The sequence below is a fragment of the Polynucleobacter sp. JS-JIR-5-A7 genome (assembly GCF_018687935.1).
Lineage (GTDB): Bacteria > Pseudomonadota > Gammaproteobacteria > Burkholderiales > Burkholderiaceae > Polynucleobacter.
In genome coordinates this window covers 1,636,565-1,655,752 of record NZ_CP061308.1, presented here as the reverse complement: position 1 = coordinate 1,655,752, position 19,188 = coordinate 1,636,565, and the positions used below count along the sequence as shown (strand labels likewise).

The following is a 19,188-nucleotide window of genomic DNA, read 5'->3' as shown; positions in this document are numbered from 1 at the left end:
AGTAATGACTAAGAGTAATTATGTTGTCTCAGCTGCAGAACGCCAGGCACGCGTTGATTTAGCCGCTTGTTACAGACTGGTTGCCCATTTTGGAATGAGTGATCTGATTTATAACCACATCACTGCCAGAATTCCAGATAGTAAAGACGATCATATTTTGATTAATCCTTATGGATTGATGTACAACGAAGTCACCGCCTCTAATTTAGTCACGATTAATTTAGATGGCGAAGTAATTTATAACCCCAATCCTGATTTTGGTATTAATCAAGCAGGATATGTGATTCATAGTGCGGTGCACCGTGCAAGAGAAAATGTCAGCTGCGTTATTCACACGCATACACGTGCTGGTATGGCAGTCTCTGCTATGGAGTGTGGCCTTTTACCAATTACGCAAACATCCATGCGCTTTCATGGCATTAGTTATCACGACTACGAAAGTGTTGCGATAGATCTTGATGAGCAAACCCGTTTGGTGGCGGACTTGGGCGATCAAACCGCCATGATCTTGCGGAATCATGGTTTGCTAGCAGTAGGGCCTAGCGTAGCGCAAGCATTTAATACCTTATATTGGTTGGAGATGGCCTGCAAAGCTCAGGTGGATGCACTCTCTTCAGGAGTGAAGCTCACCATGCCCTCAAAAGAGGTGATAGAGAAGACGCATCATCTCTATCAGCCAAACGTCAGAAGGCCTTTTGGTGAAATGGAATGGCCTGCCATGTTACGTATTGTTGAAAAACTAGATCCTGGCTACAAAAATTAATCCAGTACCTCAGTAAGCTCAAAACCGCTAGAACACAACCTCTACTAGTGGTTTTTGATTGATGAAGTTTTGAATATTCTGCGTGACCGATTCGATACGTCTCGCATCGAGATCATCCGTCCAGCTGGCAGTGTGTGGCGTCATGATGACATTGTCGAGTTCATGAAACGGAAAGGCCGATGGCTGCATCTCTAAGTTTTCAGTGCTGGCATATTGATACCAAACATCAAGAAGAGCACCACCAATCTGACGATGCTTCAGGGCTTGATAAATAGCCTCTTCATTAATAATAGGACCTCTAGCCACATTAATGATGACACCTGTTGGCTTCATCTTTTTTAGCGTACGTTCATTAATCAGGTCTCTCGTACTGTCACTAAGAGGAGAGGTGATGAGGATATAGTCGCTCTCAGAAAGTAATTCATCAAGATGCGAGCTGTCTTTCCACCATGCCAGTCTTGAGTCTTGCTTAGGGTTACGACTAATGGCCAGAAACTTCATGCCAAAAGGAGTGGCTAATTCAGTAACACGCTTTGCGATGTGGCCGTAGCCTATAAAACCAATGGTTTTATTCTGAATTTCACTATGCTTCTTACCTCGCACAATCGATCCGCCATAAGTCCAGCGACCTTGACGTAGCTCGCGATCCATTAAGCGCATATTGACAGCAAACTCTAAGATGCCGAGCATGACATATTCAGCGATTGGCTCAGAGTGTTGGTTGGTGTTGCAGACCTTGCAGCCCGCTGGTAGCCAATCTGGATGTAGCCATTCCATTCCAGAAAATGGCACCTGAATCAACTGTAATTGCTTGCCGGCCCTAATGAGATCTTCAATCAGTTGCTTATCTTTTGAATAGGTCAGCTCTGCTGTTACTACCAGAATGCTGGCTTTAGATGCTAAGTCAAATAGCTCTGCTTTGGGCTGTTCAATAGTCCAATGTTGTATTGCCCACTGATCTCCAAGTACTGCGCTGAGTGGATCAAGGAAGATCTTGCCGTACTCTCCAACAACCAGAATATTTTTGCTCATATTTTTTTACTTAATGGATGACTTAAATATACAGCAAGCCCTAAATTCAGTTATCCTAATTTTCTATCAAGATACGAGTGCACATATGAAGCGCCGCAATTTTTTAGGTTTATCGCTAGCTCTGTCTCTGCCATTTTCTGTGAGGGCACAGGCATACCCCTCAAAACCCATTCGTTATATCGTTCCTGTTGCGGCAGGTGGTGGTAACGATATGATTGCACGGGTCGTTACTGAGCGCTGGGGGCGAGTTTTGGGCCAAACTTTTGTAGTGGAGAATCAAAGTGGTGGGGGCGGAGTCATTGCCTCTCAGGCCACCATGAGAGCGCCGCCTGATGGATATACCTTGATGCAGGGTTATGTGGCCACTCATGGTACAAATCCTGCGACAAGAAAAGTTCCTTATGACCCTATTAAGGATTTCACGCCGATTGGGATGATTGGTGCGACCCCAAACGTCTTGATTGTGAATAGTCAGGTTCCAGTCAAGAACATGAAAGAATTTATCGACTATGCGCGCAAGAACCCAGGGAAGTTAAGTTACGGTACTGCTGGTCAGGGATCTTTGACACATATGACCATGGAATTATTTAAGCAGGAAACTGGTCTTTACATTCTGCATATCCCATATCGTGGCATTGCCCCAGCGATTAACGATCTATTAGGCGGTCAAACGCAGACTATGTTCCCAGGCCTAGCTGCGGCTTTGCAATATATACAAACAGGCAGAGTCCGTGCATTAGCGGTTACGGGATCAAAACGCAGCTCAGTCTTACAAGACGTCCCAACTATGGAAGAGCTCGGTTTTAAGGGTTTTGACGCAATGCAATGGTATGGCACGGTAGGCCCTGCTGGAATTCCATCGGATATTGTGAAGCGTTTAAATGAAACGCAAATTGCTACACTGAAGTTACCGGAGATGCGGGAGAAGTTATTAATTGAAGCAGTTGAGCCTATGCCGATGTCTCCTGAACAATTCGGTCAATTTATTAAAAATGAAACTAAGCGATGGACTGCCTTGGCAAAAGCTCGCAATATTCAATTGGAAGAGTAGGTCATGTCGAAGAAATTAAGAGTTGGAATTTTAGAAGGCGATGACATTGGTCATGAGATTGTGCCGATTGCAGTAGAGGTTGCCAAAGCAGCTGCAAAACTGCATCAAGTGAATATCGAGTGGGTACCTTTACCCATTGGGCGTCGCGCGCTCGATACTCATGGCCATACTCTGCCACCTGAAACTTTAGAAACTCTCCATACTCTGGATGGATGGATCTTGGGTCCGATTGGTCATCGTGCTTATCCAAAGCAGGCTAACGCCATCAATCCCCACCCAATTTTGCGTAAGCAATTTAATTTGTTTGCAAACGTGAGACCAACACGTTCTTACCCAGATATTGGGTGTCTTCGTGATGATATTGATTTAATTATTGTTCGTGAAAACAACGAGGGCTTTCAGCCAGATCGGAATATGTTGGTAGGCAATGCAGAGTTTCGTCCAAGCGATGAAATGACTCTGTCTATGCGCGTGATTACCAGAACTGGTAGCCGTCGCGTTGCCCAAGCAGCTTATGAATTAGCGCGTCAACGCAAGAAGCATTTGACCTACGTCCATAAAGATACAGTCTTTAAACTAGGTTGCGGTATGTTTGTTGAGGAGTGTAAAAAACTAGCACCAGAATATCCAGATGTCCTCGTTGATGATGTGATCGTTGACACTATGGCAATGCGCTTAGTGCGTGACCCCCAAAACTTTGATGTGATTGTGACTACGAATATGTTTGGCGATATTTTGTCAGACGAAGCTGCAGGTCTGGTTGGCGGTTTGGGAATGGCGCCAGGTTTATGTATCGGTGATGGTGATGTGGTGATGGCACAGGCCACTCATGGATCAGCTCCGGATATCGCAGGCAAAGGCATTGCCAATCCATACTCCATGATTGAATCAACTCGCATGATGTTTGATTGGCTTGGCTATAGCCGGAATATCCCAGAGGCTGTAGCGATGGCAAGATCAATGTCAGAGGCAACTACAGTAGCGCTTGCTAATCCAAATGCTAGAACCGGGGATATCAATGGCAAAGGAAATACTGCATCTATGGCAAAAGCAGTATTAGAGGCTTTGAGGTAATGTAATACAGTGGTTGAAATACCTGTAGCTCAAAAAATAAGATGGAGGAGACATGAGCAATCGCAAGGACCGAAATGAACAACGTAGACAGCTCTTAACATGGCTTGCAGCCAGCCCCTTGTTTGCCCTTAGCGCTAATCAAGATTTGTTTGCTCAAGAAGCAAAAGATCCTAGAGAGTTAATCAGAAATTTCACGAAGCGACCAGACCCCATGATTTGGGCGCCAAATACTCCTTTGGATCTGATATCCAATCCAAAGGAAGCAATCAATGTTTTTGATTTTGAACCAGTAGCATTTACGAAAGTGCCTCCAGCACACTTTGCTTATATGGCATCAGGCATTGATGATGAGGTGACATTAAGAGCAAATCGCACTTCATTTCTAAAGTACCAATTACGTCCTCGTCGTTTACGCGATGTGAGTCAAATTGACACCTCTATTACGCTTTTTGGAACTAAGTGGAACTCTCCCATCATTATTGCCCCAACTGGTGGCAATAAGGCATATAACCCAGAGGGAGAGGTAGCCGTTGCGAGAGCAGCGAGAGCGGGTGGTTTCTTAAATATCCTGTCAAATGCTGGAGCCTCCACAATTGAAGATGTCATTGCTGCTCGTCAAGGTGAGGTTTGGTTTCAGTTATATGCAACTTCTAGCCCTGCAGTCGCTAAGCAAGTTATTCGACGGGTTGAAAAAGCTGGAGCACCTGTTTTAGAAATTACTGTTGATCGTAATGGCGGAAGAAATCAAGAAACTTTTGCCCGTCTTAAGAAATTGGATCCGCGAAATTGTGCAGGCTGCCATGTGCATGGCTTTGGCAGTGCGCAAGAAAGACCAAACTATGATGGTATTGATATGACTGGCGTCAGGATGACCTCTTCTAATATGACTTGGGACTTTATTAAGCAGGTGCGCGATACCACCAAAATGAAAATCATCATCAAGGGAATTTTGACTGAAGAGGATGCGCAACTTTGCCTCAAATATGGCGTTGATGGAATTCATGTATCAAACCATGGCGGCAGAAGTGAAGATGGTGGGCGCGGTTCGATTGAGTGTTTGCCTGAAGTTGTCAGAGTGGCAAAAGGTAAGGTACCCATTCTATTTGATAGTGGTGTACGTCGAGGTAGCGATGTATTTAAAGCAATGGCATTAGGAGCGAATGCAGTTTGTGTGGGTCGTCCTTATCTCTGGGGTTTGGGTGCTTTTGGACAACCCGGCGTAGAGCGCGTCATGGAAATTTTGCAAACTGAATTTAAATCAACCATGCAGCAGATGGGTGCCGCTAATATTGCCGCTATTCAATCATCTATGGTGATGAAAGAAAGCTAATTTAGTTGAAGCTTTTCTTATGAGGTTTTAATACGCGTACTTTTGCGGGTTTTCTCATAAAAGTGGTTGGGCTTGGATTTGACCCAACGAATAAATCGCTGCATTTCAGGATGCTCTTGTAGATTACTAGCAGTATTGAATTGTATGGCTAGCTCAGTTTCAGTAAATAAAGCATGAATCTGCCGATGACAAATGCGATGCAGATATTCCGTAGTCTTACCGCCCTTCGATTTGGGTACTAGATGATGAGCATCTTTTTGTGATTCTGGGATAGGGCGATCACAAATAGGGCAGATAATTTCCAGTACCTTTGGGAGTGTCTTGGGCTCTAAAGAAATGAGTTTCTGACGAATTTTTCCAAGCATGAGTATTCGGGTTTAGTGAGGTCATGCCAGTTTATTAAATAAGTCTTAAACTTGCACGGTGGCAAGATCCTCTCCAAAAACACTCTCTGCTCCTGATATATCTCGTCTCATTGAGATGGCTTGGGAGGACCGTACTCCGTTTGATGCGATTGAGCAGTCATTTGGCCTCTCTGAATCTCAAGTAATTCAATTAATGCGACACGAACTCAAGAGAGCTTCATTTGAGCTATGGCGTAAGCGCGTGACAGGTCGATCTACAAAACATGTCGCTCTGCGAAGCAAGCTAGTGGACCGTGCTTATTGCCCAACCCAATATAAAAATAAATGACATCCCCTAAAAGGCTGGTCTTGATTCTGGGGGATCAGCTGGATTTAAAGAGTGCAGCACTTCACAACTTTCATCATGAAACCGATGAGGTATTCATGGTGGAGTCTATGCATGAGGCTCAATATGTTTGGTCGCATCAGGCCAAAATTGCTTTATTTCTATCGGCTATGCGGCACTTTGCCCAGACTTTGAAAAGCTTGCATTACCCAATCAGCTACATCAAAAGCACTCCTTTATCTATTGTTGACGCCTTAAAAGAGAAAATACAGCAAGAGAAAATTACCCATCTCATTTGCGTCGAGCCAGGCGAATGGCGCTTAAAGCAGGAGATTGAAGCATTAGCCAATGAACTTGGATTGCAATTAGAGATGCGTGAGGATGAGCATTTCTTCTGCTCCCATCAAGAGTTTAATGATTGGGTGGCTGGTAAAAAAGAATTGAGGCTCGAGTACTTTTATCGCTTGATGCGGAAGACCCATCAAATTCTGGTGGATGCTGATGGTAATCCAGAAGGCGGTCAATGGAACTTTGATCAAGACAATCGTAAGCCCTATCCCAAAAAAGGGCCCGGCATCATTGAGGAACCCATTCTGTTTGAGCCAGACACCATCACTCAAGAGGTGATTGCATTCGTCAAGAAAACCTATCCGAAGCATCCTGGCTTACTGGAGGCATTTCGTTGGCCGGTAACTCGAGAGCAAGCTTTAGAAGCGCTGAATTATTTTGTAGATTACCGTTTGCGAAACTTTGGTGTCTTCCAGGATGCTATGTGGACTGATACGCCATATGGTTGGCATTCTATGCTCTCAAGCTCCCTGAATCTCAAGCTCCTTAATCCCCGTGAGGTCATTTCAGCTGTTATTAATGCTTGGAAAAAGTACTCCCTAGATTTATCTACGGTCGAGGGCTTTATTCGCCAAATTTTGGGGTGGCGAGAATTTGTTCGAGGGATGTATTACTTAGATATGCCAAAGATGGCTCAGGATAATTATTACCAGCATCAGAGGTCTTTGCCTGAGTGGTATTGGTCTGGCCAAACCAATATGGCTTGTATGAAAGATGCCATTGGTCAGACCTTGAGGTATGGATATGCTCATCATATTCAGCGCCTGATGGTGACCGGCAACTTTGCTCTGTTGGCTGAGATCCTGCCCTCAGAAGTCTGTGACTGGTATTTGGCAATTTATGTTGATGCTATAGAATGGGTAGAGTTACCGAACACTGCTGGTATGGCCTTGTTTGCTAACGGTGGACGCTTTACGAGTAAGCCTTATATTGCTAGTGGAGCCTACATCAAGCGTATGAGTAATTACTGTGGCTCCTGTCAATACAAGCCAGATGTTCGCTTTGGAGACAATGCTTGCCCAGTCACGACACTGTACTGGAATTTCTTAATCAAGCATCGCGCTCAGTTTGAGGCAAGCCCACGAACGCGTTTGATGACAGCGAATCTGAAAAGAATCAGCGATGAAGATCAGAGCTCGATTACAAAGCATGCAAAGCAGTTGTTAAATCACTTGAATGATCTCTAGGGTTTGATATGAGCACTTCCTTTAAAGGAAATAAGAGCTATTTGCCGAGCAAGATCTGTGTTGTTTGCAAAAAGGAAATGACCTGGAGAAAGTCATGGGCAAAAAATTGGGAGTCAGTGAAATACTGCTCTGATGCCTGTAGAAAAAAGGGAACTAAAAGTCAGGTGTAGTAGTCAAGCGTATTAGTCAGATGTAGTCGAGCCTGATCACCTTTGACTTTTACCAAGGTAGCTTTTCACCTGAGTAAGAAATAAAACTGCCAGAATCCTCTTTCTCAAGATTTTGCATCACTCGAAACATATCGGACACCGCATCTTCTGCGGGCCTCCCAATTTGCTCACCCCGAAAAGGCTTTGAAAGGCTGGAATTGACAGTACCTGGATGCATAGCAATGAGTGCAGCATTGGGCTTGGTGCGAGCAAGCTCAATGGACGCCGTTTTAATCAGCATATTCAAGGCTGCTTTAGAGGCTCGATAGCTATACCAGCCACCGAGACGATTATCTTCAATGCTACCAACCTTGGCAGATAAGGTAACCAGAATAGAATTTTTTGGATCCAATAGTTTGGAGAAATATCGAATGCTTAAGGCGGGACCAATTGTATTGATTTTGAAGAGCTCAATGAATTGTTCGGCATTGAGGTCATCTATTTTTTTCTCCGGCATCCAGTCTTTGCTGTGCAATACACCAATGGTATTGATGATCAGTTGAAAGGGTCCTGCTGCTGCTAGCGCATTAGCTGAAGCTTCGATAGATACCGGATTTTGATAATCAAGCGGATGCTCTGAATGACGGTGAATACCCACAACCCCTGAGCATGAGGGGTTATTTTTGAAGAGCTCTACAAAAGCTGACCCAATCGTGCCAGATGAGCCAATGACCAGAGCGCGAAAGGGATTAGGGAGTATTTTCAAAGGGGTTTTAATGACGACTGTGCTGTAAGCTAGTTTAGTCAATAAGTCTTACACTTGCTTCATGGCTCATGATTTACAAAAACTCACTCTGTTTTATGATGGCGCGTGCCCTTTGTGTCAGGCGGAGATATTGTTTCTTAATGGGCGTAACCAAGCTGGTTTACTTGGCTTTGTCGACATCAATTCAGATCGCTATGACCCATCAGCCCTCGGCGTGTCATGTGAACAAGCACTAGCTGCTATGTATGGTCAATATGCTGACGGCTCATTAATTAGTGGCGCGGTTGTTTTTCCAGAGGCATATCGCAGAGCTAATCTTCCTTTTCTGGCCTGGTTGTTTTCCAGAAAGATCGTACAACCTCCCTTGCGCCTAGGTTATCAATTTTTTGCTAAGCATCGCCATGCGATTTCACGAATATTAGGTCCAGGTGCATTGCAACTAGTCAATGCCACATCTAAAAGTAAGAATGTATCAGGCACCTTATGAAAGTCCAAACCCTATTCATCCAACTGTGTACTCTTGCCTGTTTATTCAGTGCCAATAGTAATGCCCGAGAGTTGACCTATATTAATGAAGCCTTGAATCCTGCCAAACTTCAGGGCAGTGGCAAATTAACTTGGTGGGGCTTTCATATTTATGATGCCAATTTTTATCGAGGTGCAAGTGCTAATGCTTCAGCATTTGCACTGGACTTGCGGTATCAAAAATCATTCACTGGTGTGGCAATCGCTAAGAGCTCAGCAGATGAGATGAAAAAGCTTGGTGTACCAGATACACAGGCACAGGCTTGGGAGAAACAATTGGCCACCTTTATGCCAAACGTGGAGTCAGGTCAAAATCTCACTGCAATTTATGCACCCAACCAGGGAACTACTTTTTATTTCGAAGGAAAACCCCTTGCGCAGATTCCGGGAGCGGATTTTTCTAAAGCTTTTTTTGGTATTTGGTTAGATCCTAAAACGAGTGCTCCTAAACTACGTGAGCAACTACTTGGGCAGAATTGCCCACCACCCCTTTTCCAAGAGGCTTGTCCATAATGAAATCATTCTTTAGCAAATTCAGTATAGCTATCCTTTGTGCCAGCTTCTTGCTGGGTTGCGCTGGCCCAAAAGTATCTCAATACGCTAATGAAAAGCCCGTATTGGATTTGAGTGAGTATTTCTCAGGCACGATTGATGCCTACGGCATCTTCACCGATCGCAGCGGAGTAGTGGTCAAACGTTTTACGGTCTTGATTCAAGCGAACTGGCAGGTCGTCGATGGTAAGAAAGTAGGTACTCTAGATGAAAGCTTTGAATACTCTGATGGCACAAAGCAGAAACGCATTTGGAAGCTAACCGAAGTTGCTCCTGGAAAATATACTGGTAAGGCAGATGACGTAGTAGGTGAGGCCAATGGCTCATCTGCTGGGAATGCTCTCAACTGGGCATACACCTTAGCTTTGCCAGTTGATGGCACCATTTACCATGTTCAGTTTGATGACTGGATGTATCTCGTAACACCAAAAGTCATGATTAATAAAGCCCAAATGAGCAAGTTTGGTATCAATCTAGGCGAAGTCACACTGAGTTTTTATAAACGTTAGGCGTAATCCCTTAGAGCCTTCTGTATAAGCCCATGCTAGATTAATCCTCGTAATTCACATCACATAATAATTATTTTGGAGATATAGATGAAAAGACTTTCTTTAGCAATACAAATCTTCGCCATGACGGTTCTGAGCTTTGCATCTCTGCATGTCTCCGCACAAGCCGCTGCTAAGAATTTTGTGATTGTCAAACCCGATCAAGTGATGTGGGGCGATTTGCCTGCAGGCGTAAAGACTGCAGTGTTATTCGGTGATCCTAGTAAGCCCGGAATGTATGTTGTTCGTAATATCTTTCCCGAAGGCATTATGAGTTCACCCCATTCTCATTCTGAAGATCGTTTTGTTACAGTCATCAAGGGAACTTGGTATGCAGGTACTGATGCTAGTTGGGATCCAGCGACTACGGTTGGCTTGCCAGCAGGCAGTATGATGTTTCATCCTGCAGGTGTAGTGCATTTTGATGGTGCTATGAAGGGGGCTACAGAGATCCAAATCATGGGTATGGGCCCAGTGAGCACAACTCCTGTATATAAAGATGCACCCCGTTTTGGAATGCCTCGTAAGCTAAATTAAGTTTTTCATCACCCGGAAAGACAAAACCCCAGAAATTGCTCTGGGGTTTTTATTTGCTGAGCTCGGGCCGACTCAGAACTTTACATTTACCTAAGCAGCAATTTTGCTGGGTACCTCTTCACTAACGGAGTGCCGAATCAGATAGTCAAAGGCTCCCAGTGACGCTTTGGCACCTTCACCCATGGCGATAATGATTTGCTTATAAGGAACGGTAGTGCAATCTCCCGCAGCAAATACGCCAGGTACTGATGTTTCTCCTCTTGCATCCACGATGATCTCACCACGAGGCGAAAGATCGACTGTGCCTTTGAGCCATTCACTATTTGGCAACAAGCCGATTTGAACAAAGATGCCTTCCAGCGCAAGAGTTTGCTCAGCATTGCTAATGCGATCCTGATAACGCAGGCCATTCACCTTGCTGCCATCACCCAACACTTCTTTTGTCAAAGCACTTTTAATGACGGAGACGTTAGGCAGGCTAAATAATTTCTTTTGCAACACGGCATCAGCCCGCAATTGGTTATCAAACTCAATCAGGGTAACGTGACTTACAACACCAGCTAAGTCAATCGCGGCTTCAACACCCGAGTTGCCACCGCCAATCACTGCTACACGTTTGCCTTTAAATAGAGGGCCATCACAATGTGGGCAGTAGGCGACACCTTTGTTGCGATATTCTTGTTCGCCTGGAACATTCATTTCTCTCCAACGTGCACCGGTGCTGATGATGACAGATTTGCTTTTCAATACTGCGCCATTAGCGATCTCTACTTCAATGCCATCGCCTGTCTTACGCAAAGCGCTAGCACGTTGTAAGTTCATGATGTCCACTTCATAGTCTTTCACGTGCTGCTCTAATGCTTGCACGAGCTTTGGTCCCTCGGTATGAGATACAGAGATAAAGTTCTCAATACCCAAGGTATCCATGACTTGACCGCCAAATCGTTCGGCAAGAATGCCAGTGCGGATGCCCTTACGCGCCGCATAGATTGCAGCAGCAGCACCAGCTGGGCCGCCACCGATGACTAGCACATCAAAGTTATCCTTAGCATTGAGTTTGGCTGCATCCTCTTCGGCACTGCCAGTATCGAGTTTGGCAATAATCTCTTCTACGCCCATACGCCCTTGACCAAATACTTCGCCATTGAGGATAACAGTGGGGACAGCCATGATTTGGTATTGATCTACCAAATTCTGATAGATGGCGCCATCAATCATTTCATGCTCAACATGAGGATTGAGGGCTGACATTAAGTTCAAGGCCTGAACCACGTCAGGGCAGTTATGGCATGACAAAGAAATAAAAGTCTGGAAGCGGAACTTTCCATCTAGCTTGCGTACACGCGCAATGATGTCCTCTTCGACTTTAGGCGGGTAGCCACTGGCTTGCAAAATTGCCAAGATAAACGAGGTCATTTCATGACCCATTGGGATGCCCGCAAAAGTAATGCGTGCGTCTTCACCAGTCTTACTGACAGTAAAGCTAGGCACGTTTGCCGCTTTACCATCCGTCTTGACAGTAATTTTGTCTGATTGCTCAGCCACTTCATTTAAAAGTTCTAGCATCTGGACGGCCGCAGGGCTTTCATCTAAGCTGGCTGTGAGCGTAATTGGAGCAACGATTTTTTCGAAGTATGCTTTTAATTGGGTTTTGATATTGTCATCTAACATGGTGCATCCTTTATTTCAATTTCAGTGAGTCTATTGGGCAGGATCTGATCCTCTCCAATAGACTCTCCGGAGAGAGTCTGATTGGTTATAGAGTGAGATCTATTTAGATCTTGCCTACGAGGTCCAAAGATGGAGTCAAAGTCGCTGCGCCTTCTTTCCATTTCGCTGGGCAAACTTCGCCTGGGTGAGCCGCTGTGTATTGAGCAGCTTTGAGCTTGCGCAATGTTTCAGAGACATCACGTGCGATTTCATTGGAATGTATTTCAGCAGTCTTGATCACGCCTTCTGGGTTGATAACGAATGTGCCGCGCAATGCCAAGCCTGCTTCAGGAATATGTACGCCAAATGCATTGGTCAATGTGTGAGTTGGGTCACCAACCAAGGGGAACTTGGCTTTACCAACTGCTGGAGAAGTTTCGTGCCAAACTTTGTGTGAGAAATGAGTATCTGTTGTAACGATATACACTTCAGCGCCTAATTTTTGGAATTCAGCATAGTTATTAGCCGCATCTTCAATTTCTGTTGGGCAGTTGAATGTGAATGCTGCTGGCATGAAAATCAAAACTGACCACTTACCTTTGAGAGATTCATCAGTAATAGTGACAAACTTACCGTTGTGGAAAGCTTCGGTTTTAAATGGTGCTACGGTGGTGTTGATAATAGACATAGTGCTCCTCTTGTTGAATAAATTGGGTTAATCAAACTGCTAATGTTTTGACAACGGAGTCCATTCTAGGGGCTATCTGTATATTTGTATAATGAATAATTTAGATAGAAATAATCGATTTTATTGATAATAAAACATCGCCATAATGCAATGCGCAGATAATGGCATCCTAAGCGCCTAAATGCCTATCTCAACGCCTTTTGAAAGATCTTTCTCGACATGTCAATTCAACTTATAGCTTTCATCCGGTTTATTTCAGCAATTGCCTGTGTCTTATTGTTGCTATCAGGCTGCCAATCGACCGGTAAGGATGGTAAGCCGCTAACTCAAGCTGAAATTCTTCAGAAACGTCAGGCAACGCTCCAGATGGCTAAAACGGGTCTGGATGCTTTGATCAAGCAAAACCCTAAAGTAAAAGAAGATATTGAAAAAGCACCGGGCTATGCCGTCTTTAGCACTACCAATGTGAATGTTGTCTTGATCGTAGTGGCGCGGGGTGAGGGCGTCTTGTATGACAAACGTCGCAAAGAGCCAGTATTTATGCAGGCTTTAAAAACAGGCGAAGGATTGGGTGCGGGCTATCAAGATCAATATCAAATTGTGGTTTTTAAAACGACTGCAGCAATTGACCAATTTTTATTAACATCGATTGACGGGCAAAAAGGCGGTATCGATGTGGATGCTAATTTTTCAGCAGGCTCTGGTGGAACGATTCGCTCTTTCAACCCAGATATCACCTTTTATACAGTCGGTCTCTCCGGCTATGACTTGCAGGCTAACTATGGCGGCACCTTATATCTAGTAGATCAGCAGTTGAATGACGCCGCTACGCTCAAGAGCCTGACGAGTAAGGTCCCCGCAGCAAAATAAGCACGAAAGCCTATGCTGGGATCTACTGGTATTTCTCTATAGCAAGACCCCAAAACGAGAGTAGATTGGTGTCAATATCCATCGCGTCTCTCTCACTGAAAGGGGTTGTTATGAGCAAAAGTCCACAAAAGGCTATTGATGCAACTAGGGTTGTCGGTCGCGTAGCCATGGAGAGTGCGCAAGCAATTGCACAAATCAATCAAAAGGCTACTGAAGAGTTTGCAGAGCTTATTCAGAAACGGGTTGCTGAGTTAATGAAAGCTCAGGATCCTAAAACAGCTTTTGACTTTGTTCATGCTGAAGTATTGCAAGATGCTGCAAAAGAAGTGGCCCATTATCACCAACAGCTACTCGATGTATTGAGAAGTGGTAATAAAGAAATGGCAGATATCGCGGAAGTGATGATTCAGGATTCCAAGACGGACCTCATTCATTTTGTGAATGATGCTACTAACAATGCACCCGCTGGTAGTGAAGCGTATGTTTCGGTATTTAAAACCTCGTTTAATAACGCTCTGCAAAACTTCGAATTAGTCCGTGCTGCTATGGCAGATTCATTTAGTCATTTTGAAAAAAGCGTCGAGAGTATGACTAGTTTGACGACTGCTCAAGGTGCTTCCAAGAAGAAGTCTTAGAAGGGGTGTTCAAAACAGCCCTAACGCTAATATTGCTGTTGGAAGTGAAGTGCGGTTTGGATGGTTTGAAAATGAATCTCGACGGTAGATTCGATTTCCTTGCCATAACCACCAGCCATCGAGAATGCCAGGGGTATTTGTTTATCTAGGGCGTATTGAAAGATCGTTTCATCTCTGAGACGCATACCTGTTTTGCTGAGCTTTAGTCTGCCCAAGCGATCTCCTTCATGAGGATCAGCTCCTGCAAGGTAAATAACAAAGTCTGCTTTAAAGCGAGAGTCTAATTTGTCGAGGCATTGATTGAGGGATTGAAGATAAATTTGATCATCGCATCCATCGGCAAGACCCAGATCAAGATCGCTACTTTCCTTTTTAAAGGGAAAATTATTTTCACCATGTATCGAGAGAGTAAAGATAGAGGCATCGTGCTGATGAATAGATGCGGTGCCATTACCCTGATGAACATCTAAATCAATAATAGCGATCTTGAGGTGCGGGCTGATTTCTTTTTGGAGTGTGCGAGCGGCAACTGCGGAGTCATTAAATACGCAAAACCCGCTGCCAAGATTACGGTAGGCGTGGTGTGTGCCTCCAGCAAGATTCCCAGATATGCCTTCACCTATAGCAGTCTTAGCTGCAGCGATAGTAGCCCCAGCGGAACGTCGTGAGCGTTCCACCATTTTTTCGCTCCAAGGAAAGCCAATCTCTCTTTGCTCTTCAGGACTCAGTTTGCCCTCGATGACTTTCAGAAGATAGCTCGGGTCATGTGCATAGAGAAGTTGTGTATCGCTTGCGGCAGGTGCTTCAAGTAACTCCAGCTTAGCAAGCGAGCCGACTAAATCCCGCAAGCGGGAATACTTCTCCATTGGGAAGCGATGTCCCGATGGCAGTGGTAATACAAAATGGTCTGAGTAATAAGCTTTCAAAGACGCTTTCTGAGAACTCTCTAAATATCGCTGGAGTATTGCTCTAGAAAATCTAGGGATACTTTTTCTAAGGCTTTGATGTTGGTGCTCTCTAATTTAATTAACGGTGCGCAATGAGCCTCTACTGCTTCGAGCCAGCGGTTGATGCATAGACACCATTGGTCTCCGGCAACAAGACCAGGAAAGCGATATGCAGGCATGGGTGTAATGAGATCGTTGCCACGGCTGAGGCTAAATTGCAAAAAGTCATCATTCACAATTGCGCAGACTAGATGACTACCCACATCCTCTGCATTGGTTTTGCAACATCCATCCCTCAAGAATCCGGTTAGAGGATCAAAAGAACAGGGAACCAAGGGCTGCCCTAAAACGTTAAGGGCGACATCATTACTCATTAATTCTTTCCTTATTAGTGTTTGTAGCTGCTGTATTCAATAGCTTGCTTTACCTCTCGGCAAAATTTCCCTTTTTGTGTCACACTTTCTCGGTCAATATCGCTGACTAAAACCAATTTTGCAGTAAAACCAGATTTCACGGGCAAGCAATGAGAATCGAAGACACCGACCCAGCAAGACACGCGGGTATCGAATACCCAATGGAGGTTGGCGCCCCTGTTTTCGCCCCTATCAAAGTAGTCGAAGAAAAAGATAAAGCGGTAAATGTGGCACGTCAAAATGCCAAGCAAGAGTACGAGCGCATCATGGAGCAGGCTGAGGTGTTGATGAAGCAGGCGAGGGCCTTGCAGGCAAGGCTCGATGCAACAGAGATGGTGCACAGTGCAAAATTTAGCTTCAATCCCATTCATGGAAAAATTTACCACCTGTATTACGACAGCAGAAATTCAACGAACGTTTTGATACAGAATGGACCTAAAGAGTGGAGCTGCGGCATTCCGGATGGTTGGACATATGCCATGGCTGTAAAGAAGTTGGGAGACAGTACTTGGGCGGTGATAGAAGAAAGCGCCCTTGTTGTATGATATTTTTTCTCATAACAAATACAAATAGGTGACATGTGACAAAAGCAAGAGTAGTGAGTCTGGATAAACTGGGTGGCGCAGACGTCATTCAAGTGATTGATAAAGAATTACCTCCACCAGCAAAGGGCGAAGTGCAGATTCGTCAGACAGCGATTGGATTTAATTTCATCGACATTTATCAGCGCTCTGGTTTCTACCCGCTTGAATTACCTACGGGTCTTGGTCATGAGGCTGTTGGTGTAGTTGAGTCTTTGGGTGAGGGTGTCACTGGTTTAAAAGTAGGCGACCGTGTCATGTATATGAATGCAGGTATTGGTGCGTACGCTAGTGCACGTAATGTTGCTGCTGATAAGTTAGTCCCAGTGCCCGACAATGTTTCAGATGAAGTTGCTGCTGCAGTCTTCTTTAAAGCCATGACTGCCCAATACCTTGTGCAAAAGACTTACAAAGTGAAATCCGGTGACATCGTATTGGTACATGCTGCTGCTGGTGGTGTTGGCCAAATTTTGGCTGGCTGGGCAAAAGGTTTGGGTGCTTTTGTGGTCGGCACAGTTGGTTCTCAAGCAAAAGTTGCTGCAGCTAAGGAAGCGGGATGTGATGCTGTTGTCGATTACTCCAATGCCAATTGGGTGGAGGAAGTATTGAAGGCGACCGGTGGCAAAAAAGCCAATGTGGTTTATGACTCTGTGGCTAAGGATACGTTCTTGGGTTCTTTAGATTGCGTAGCCCCTTTTGGTACGCTTGCACTCTTTGGTGCCGCTTCCGGTCCTGCCCCTGAAATTCAGCCAGAGATTCTTAATAAAAAAGGTTGCCTATTCTTAACAAGACCATCAGTGTTTCCTCATAACGCGACTCATGCGTTGTTGCAAGAGAACGCTAAAGCGGTATTCGATGCCATTGCTAAGGGTTATGTCAAAGTGCAGATCGGTGCGAAGTTCCCACTAGAGCAGGCGGCTGATGCACATCGTGCCGCTGAAGGCAGAAAAGTATCTGGCGCCATTGTGATGATTCCTTAAGTGGAAGTAGAAGTTGATTAGCACAAGCCCCGTTCTTACGGGGCTTTTCATTTGTATCAAAGCACGCTTGTCACAAAAATACAAAGTATTTGGCCCTAAGAATTGGTGCAGTGCCGTATAAGAGGCTTGCTCAGCCCTGATACCCGATTTCGGATATAGTTTTCTTATTCACATAAAAGATTTTAGGAGACAAAACCATGGGAAGCGCTTCATTTAAGAAAACGATTGCAAATGCTTTATTGCTGCCAATATTTTTGGCTGGCAGCAGCCTTGCTTTGGCTCAAACTGCTACAAGCGCAGGCGCACAAGGTAAGGCAGAGCTTTTATGGTTCGGTCAGGCCGGATTTCGGATTAAGTCTCCTCAGGGCAAGATGATTTTGATTGATCCGTGGATTACTGGTGGACCAAAAACTCCCCCACAGTACAAAAATGATTTGGCTGCAATTGGTCCAATTGATTTGGTATTGGTAACTCATGCGCACGTAGACCATATTGGTGATGCACCCGCAGTAGCTAAAGCAAATAACACTAAGTTGTACGGCCCTGCTGATATGGTGACACCATTAATTACATTGGGGATCTTGCCTGCTGATCTCGGCTGGCGTTTTAATAAAACTGGTCGCGTAACTCCTTTGCCGGGAGTGAAGGTAACTGCAGTTCAGGCTGAGCACTCCTCTTTGTTGGTCTGGAAAAATCCCGCTACTGAAAAGATGGAATCACATCCCGCAGGCGAAGCAATGGGCTACATTATTGAACTTGAAAATGGTTTCAAGATTTGGCATATGGGCGATACCGGTTTATTTAGCGATATGAAGTTCATCAGCGAACACTACAAACCAGATTTAGTGTTGATTCCGATTGGTGGCAACTTCACTATGGCGCCAGACGATGCGGCTTATGCATTAAAAACTTGGATCAAACCTAAGATGGTGATTCCAATGCACTACAACTCCAATCCGATGACAAAAGGCACGCTTGCTGAATTCCAGGAGGCGATGAAGGGAAGCAATATCAAGATTGTTCCGATGACAGAAGGTGAAACAGTCCAGTTTTAAATCGTATTCATAGCAGATAGGATTTTCTTGAATTTCATCTCACCTGAAGTGAGGAGTCAACTTGCTCCTCACGGCGTTCTCTCGGCCGCAGTCTATCTTGGAAACTTTTTGCTTGTGACTGGGCGCTCACCTTCGGGTGAGCCTACTGGCATCGCCCCTGATATCTGTCGTGAGATCGCCAAACGCTTAGATGTTGAGCTCAAACTCGTTGGCCTTGAAACTCAGGATGAGGTGGTTGAATCTGCTGCCAGTGGAAAGTGTGGAATTGTATTGTTGGGCTCAGATCCTGCGCGCGCTAAAAAAGTGACCTTCACGCCTGCCTACGTTGAGTTGGAGGCAACCTATCTGGTATTGGACAATTCGCCCCTTCACGATGTGTCACAAGTAGACCGTCCTGGGATCCGCATCGCCTCTTTTTTTAAGAGCGCCTACGATCTTTGGCTGCAGCGTAATCTGCAACATGCCACCTTGGTTCATGCTGACAGCATTCAAGCAAGCAATGATTTATTTGTGAATGAAAAGCTCGATGCATTAGCAGGCTTGAAAACAGGCCTCATAACTGCTGCTCACAAAATTCCTGGATCACGGGTTCTCGATGGCCAATTTACTGGAATCCAACAAGCGATTGCAACCCAGAATGCCAATCATGAGGCAGTTCAATTTTTAACTGCCTGTGTAGAGGAATTTATTAGTACGGGTTTGGTAGCTGATCTGATTCAGAAATATCAAGTACAGGGTTTGGCACCCGCACCCCTGAATAAATCTTCTTAAGAAATTGAACGTGAAAAAAATTGCACTAGCCTGTGTTCTGGGATTA

Annotated in this window: 24 protein-coding genes; 17 read left to right on the top strand and 7 right to left on the bottom strand. The window is 44.8% G+C overall.

Features of this window, described 5'->3' with window-relative positions; translation table 11 throughout:
- Positions 1–4: 4 nt before the first annotated feature.
- Positions 5–763, top strand: a complete 759-nt coding sequence (locus AOC29_RS08665) for a class II aldolase/adducin family protein (protein ID WP_215295579.1) — start codon at positions 5–7, stop codon at positions 761–763.
- A 27-nt stretch (positions 764–790) separates the two neighbouring features.
- Here AOC29_RS08665 and AOC29_RS08660 read toward each other — a convergent pair whose 3' ends face one another.
- On the bottom strand, positions 791–1,795 hold the full coding sequence (locus tag AOC29_RS08660; protein ID WP_215295578.1) for a 2-hydroxyacid dehydrogenase: 1,005 nt from the start codon (positions 1,793–1,795) through the stop codon (positions 791–793).
- An 85-nt stretch (positions 1,796–1,880) separates the two neighbouring features.
- On the opposite strand from AOC29_RS08660, the gene AOC29_RS08655 reads away from it, so the two are divergent.
- Genes AOC29_RS08655 through AOC29_RS08645 form a run of 3 tightly spaced genes read left to right on the top strand, consistent with a single transcriptional unit; the run spans position 1,881 to position 5,250 of the window.
- Positions 1,881–2,846, top strand: a complete 966-nt coding sequence (locus tag AOC29_RS08655; protein ID WP_215295577.1) for a tripartite tricarboxylate transporter substrate binding protein — start codon at positions 1,881–1,883, stop codon at positions 2,844–2,846.
- Positions 2,847–2,849: 3 nt separating this feature from the next.
- The gene (locus AOC29_RS08650; protein ID WP_215295576.1) at positions 2,850–3,920 is read left to right on the top strand and encodes an isocitrate/isopropylmalate dehydrogenase family protein; all 1,071 of its coding nucleotides are present in this window, start codon (positions 2,850–2,852) and stop codon (positions 3,918–3,920) included.
- A 52-nt stretch (positions 3,921–3,972) separates the two neighbouring features.
- The gene (locus AOC29_RS08645; protein ID WP_215295575.1) at positions 3,973–5,250 is read left to right on the top strand and encodes an alpha-hydroxy acid oxidase; all 1,278 of its coding nucleotides are present in this window, start codon (positions 3,973–3,975) and stop codon (positions 5,248–5,250) included.
- Positions 5,251–5,267: 17 nt separating this feature from the next.
- On the opposite strand, the gene AOC29_RS08640 is transcribed toward AOC29_RS08645, so the two are convergent.
- A complete protein-coding gene (locus AOC29_RS08640) occupies positions 5,268–5,615 on the bottom strand; it encodes an HNH endonuclease (protein WP_215295574.1) in 348 nt (115 codons plus the stop codon).
- 58 nt (positions 5,616–5,673) lie between these two features.
- On the opposite strand from AOC29_RS08640, the gene AOC29_RS08635 reads away from it, so the two are divergent.
- From AOC29_RS08635 to AOC29_RS08625, 3 genes are read left to right on the top strand one after another with little or no spacing between them, the layout of a single operon-like run.
- The gene (locus tag AOC29_RS08635; protein ID WP_215295573.1) at positions 5,674–5,943 is read left to right on the top strand and encodes a TIGR03643 family protein; all 270 of its coding nucleotides are present in this window, start codon (positions 5,674–5,676) and stop codon (positions 5,941–5,943) included.
- Positions 5,940–7,475 carry a cryptochrome/photolyase family protein gene (locus AOC29_RS08630; RefSeq protein WP_215295572.1) on the top strand — a complete coding sequence of 512 codons (1,536 nt, stop codon included), beginning with the start codon at positions 5,940–5,942 and terminating at the stop codon, positions 7,473–7,475. Before AOC29_RS08635 ends, AOC29_RS08630 begins: the two co-directional genes overlap by 4 nt.
- A gap of 8 nt (positions 7,476–7,483) precedes the next feature.
- Positions 7,484–7,645: a DUF2256 domain-containing protein gene (locus tag AOC29_RS08625; protein WP_215295571.1), complete on the top strand. Its 162-nt coding sequence runs from the start codon at positions 7,484–7,486 to the stop codon at positions 7,643–7,645.
- Positions 7,646–7,694: 49 nt separating this feature from the next.
- Here AOC29_RS08625 and AOC29_RS08620 read toward each other — a convergent pair whose 3' ends face one another.
- A complete protein-coding gene (locus AOC29_RS08620) occupies positions 7,695–8,432 on the bottom strand; it encodes an SDR family NAD(P)-dependent oxidoreductase (protein WP_251369973.1) in 738 nt (245 codons plus the stop codon).
- Positions 8,433–8,451: 19 nt separating this feature from the next.
- Here AOC29_RS08620 and AOC29_RS08615 point away from each other — a divergent pair, with 19 nt between their 5' ends.
- The 4 genes from AOC29_RS08615 (at position 8,452) to AOC29_RS08600 (ending at position 10,552) form a co-directional block, all read left to right on the top strand.
- Positions 8,452–8,877, top strand: a complete 426-nt coding sequence (locus tag AOC29_RS08615; RefSeq protein ID WP_215295570.1) for a thiol-disulfide oxidoreductase DCC family protein — start codon at positions 8,452–8,454, stop codon at positions 8,875–8,877.
- Positions 8,874–9,428, top strand: coding sequence for a chalcone isomerase family protein (locus AOC29_RS08610; protein ID WP_215295569.1), 555 nt, complete (start codon positions 8,874–8,876; stop codon positions 9,426–9,428). Before AOC29_RS08615 ends, AOC29_RS08610 begins: the two co-directional genes overlap by 4 nt.
- Positions 9,428–9,976, top strand: a complete 549-nt coding sequence (locus tag AOC29_RS08605; RefSeq protein ID WP_215295568.1) for a DUF3833 domain-containing protein — start codon at positions 9,428–9,430, stop codon at positions 9,974–9,976. Before AOC29_RS08610 ends, AOC29_RS08605 begins: the two co-directional genes overlap by 1 nt.
- Before the next feature lie 87 nt (positions 9,977–10,063).
- On the top strand, positions 10,064–10,552 hold the full coding sequence (locus tag AOC29_RS08600; protein ID WP_215295567.1) for a cupin domain-containing protein: 489 nt from the start codon (positions 10,064–10,066) through the stop codon (positions 10,550–10,552).
- Between the two features lie 90 nt (positions 10,553–10,642).
- Here AOC29_RS08600 and ahpF read toward each other — a convergent pair whose 3' ends face one another.
- Positions 10,643–12,223, bottom strand: coding sequence for an alkyl hydroperoxide reductase subunit F (gene ahpF, locus AOC29_RS08595; protein ID WP_215295566.1), 1,581 nt, complete (start codon positions 12,221–12,223; stop codon positions 10,643–10,645).
- Between the two features lie 103 nt (positions 12,224–12,326).
- Positions 12,327–12,890, bottom strand: a complete 564-nt coding sequence (gene ahpC / locus AOC29_RS08590) for an alkyl hydroperoxide reductase subunit C (protein ID WP_215295565.1) — start codon at positions 12,888–12,890, stop codon at positions 12,327–12,329.
- A 219-nt stretch (positions 12,891–13,109) separates the two neighbouring features.
- Between ahpC and AOC29_RS08585 the strand changes: the two genes are divergently transcribed.
- Positions 13,110–13,760, top strand: a complete 651-nt coding sequence (locus tag AOC29_RS08585; RefSeq protein ID WP_215295564.1) for a hypothetical protein — start codon at positions 13,110–13,112, stop codon at positions 13,758–13,760.
- 110 nt (positions 13,761–13,870) lie between these two features.
- Positions 13,871–14,395: a phasin family protein gene (locus tag AOC29_RS08580; protein ID WP_215295563.1), complete on the top strand. Its 525-nt coding sequence runs from the start codon at positions 13,871–13,873 to the stop codon at positions 14,393–14,395.
- Between the two features lie 26 nt (positions 14,396–14,421).
- Here the strand turns inward: AOC29_RS08580 and AOC29_RS08575 are convergent, their stop codons facing one another.
- Positions 14,422–15,321 carry a histone deacetylase gene (locus AOC29_RS08575; RefSeq protein WP_215295562.1) on the bottom strand — a complete coding sequence of 300 codons (900 nt, stop codon included), beginning with the start codon at positions 15,319–15,321 and terminating at the stop codon, positions 14,422–14,424.
- A gap of 20 nt (positions 15,322–15,341) precedes the next feature.
- Positions 15,342–15,716, bottom strand: coding sequence for a DUF2237 family protein (locus tag AOC29_RS08570; protein WP_215295561.1), 375 nt, complete (start codon positions 15,714–15,716; stop codon positions 15,342–15,344).
- 149 nt (positions 15,717–15,865) lie between these two features.
- On the opposite strand from AOC29_RS08570, the gene AOC29_RS08565 reads away from it, so the two are divergent.
- The 4 genes from AOC29_RS08565 to AOC29_RS08550 all read left to right on the top strand — a co-directional run bounded on the left by AOC29_RS08565 (position 15,866) and on the right by AOC29_RS08550 (position 19,142).
- Positions 15,866–16,300 carry a DUF2452 domain-containing protein gene (locus AOC29_RS08565; protein WP_215295560.1) on the top strand — a complete coding sequence of 145 codons (435 nt, stop codon included), beginning with the start codon at positions 15,866–15,868 and terminating at the stop codon, positions 16,298–16,300.
- A gap of 35 nt (positions 16,301–16,335) precedes the next feature.
- Positions 16,336–17,316, top strand: coding sequence for a quinone oxidoreductase (locus AOC29_RS08560; protein ID WP_215295559.1), 981 nt, complete (start codon positions 16,336–16,338; stop codon positions 17,314–17,316).
- Positions 17,317–17,513: 197 nt separating this feature from the next.
- Positions 17,514–18,371, top strand: a complete 858-nt coding sequence (locus AOC29_RS08555) for a metal-dependent hydrolase (RefSeq protein WP_215295558.1) — start codon at positions 17,514–17,516, stop codon at positions 18,369–18,371.
- Between the two features lie 27 nt (positions 18,372–18,398).
- A complete protein-coding gene (locus tag AOC29_RS08550) occupies positions 18,399–19,142 on the top strand; it encodes a transporter substrate-binding domain-containing protein (RefSeq protein WP_215295557.1) in 744 nt (247 codons plus the stop codon).
- Positions 19,143–19,188: the final 46 nt, after the last annotated feature.

Bases quoted from the DNA above. Each gene is read 5' to 3' on its own strand.
- AOC29_RS08665 (WP_215295579.1), top strand. From the start codon at position 5: ATGACTAAGAGTAATTATGTTGTCTCAGCTGCAGAACGCCAGGCACGC.
- AOC29_RS08660 (WP_215295578.1), bottom strand. From the start codon at position 1,795: ATGAGCAAAAATATTCTGGTTGTTGGAGAGTACGGCAAGATCTTCCTT.
- AOC29_RS08655 (WP_215295577.1), top strand. From the start codon at position 1,881: ATGAAGCGCCGCAATTTTTTAGGTTTATCGCTAGCTCTGTCTCTGCCA.
- AOC29_RS08650 (WP_215295576.1), top strand. From the start codon at position 2,850: ATGTCGAAGAAATTAAGAGTTGGAATTTTAGAAGGCGATGACATTGGT.
- AOC29_RS08645 (WP_215295575.1), top strand. From the start codon at position 3,973: ATGAGCAATCGCAAGGACCGAAATGAACAACGTAGACAGCTCTTAACA.
- AOC29_RS08640 (WP_215295574.1), bottom strand. From the start codon at position 5,615: ATGCTTGGAAAAATTCGTCAGAAACTCATTTCTTTAGAGCCCAAGACA.
- AOC29_RS08630 (WP_215295572.1), top strand. From the start codon at position 5,940: ATGACATCCCCTAAAAGGCTGGTCTTGATTCTGGGGGATCAGCTGGAT.
- AOC29_RS08625 (WP_215295571.1), top strand. From the start codon at position 7,484: ATGAGCACTTCCTTTAAAGGAAATAAGAGCTATTTGCCGAGCAAGATC.
- AOC29_RS08615 (WP_215295570.1), top strand. From the start codon at position 8,452: ATGGCTCATGATTTACAAAAACTCACTCTGTTTTATGATGGCGCGTGC.
- AOC29_RS08610 (WP_215295569.1), top strand. From the start codon at position 8,874: ATGAAAGTCCAAACCCTATTCATCCAACTGTGTACTCTTGCCTGTTTA.
- AOC29_RS08605 (WP_215295568.1), top strand. From the start codon at position 9,428: ATGAAATCATTCTTTAGCAAATTCAGTATAGCTATCCTTTGTGCCAGC.
- AOC29_RS08600 (WP_215295567.1), top strand. From the start codon at position 10,064: ATGAAAAGACTTTCTTTAGCAATACAAATCTTCGCCATGACGGTTCTG.
- ahpF (WP_215295566.1), bottom strand. From the start codon at position 12,223: ATGTTAGATGACAATATCAAAACCCAATTAAAAGCATACTTCGAAAAA.
- ahpC (WP_215295565.1), bottom strand. From the start codon at position 12,890: ATGTCTATTATCAACACCACCGTAGCACCATTTAAAACCGAAGCTTTC.
- AOC29_RS08585 (WP_215295564.1), top strand. From the start codon at position 13,110: ATGTCAATTCAACTTATAGCTTTCATCCGGTTTATTTCAGCAATTGCC.
- AOC29_RS08580 (WP_215295563.1), top strand. From the start codon at position 13,871: ATGAGCAAAAGTCCACAAAAGGCTATTGATGCAACTAGGGTTGTCGGT.
- AOC29_RS08570 (WP_215295561.1), bottom strand. From the start codon at position 15,716: ATGAGTAATGATGTCGCCCTTAACGTTTTAGGGCAGCCCTTGGTTCCC.
- AOC29_RS08565 (WP_215295560.1), top strand. From the start codon at position 15,866: ATGAGAATCGAAGACACCGACCCAGCAAGACACGCGGGTATCGAATAC.
- AOC29_RS08555 (WP_215295558.1), top strand. From the start codon at position 17,514: ATGGGAAGCGCTTCATTTAAGAAAACGATTGCAAATGCTTTATTGCTG.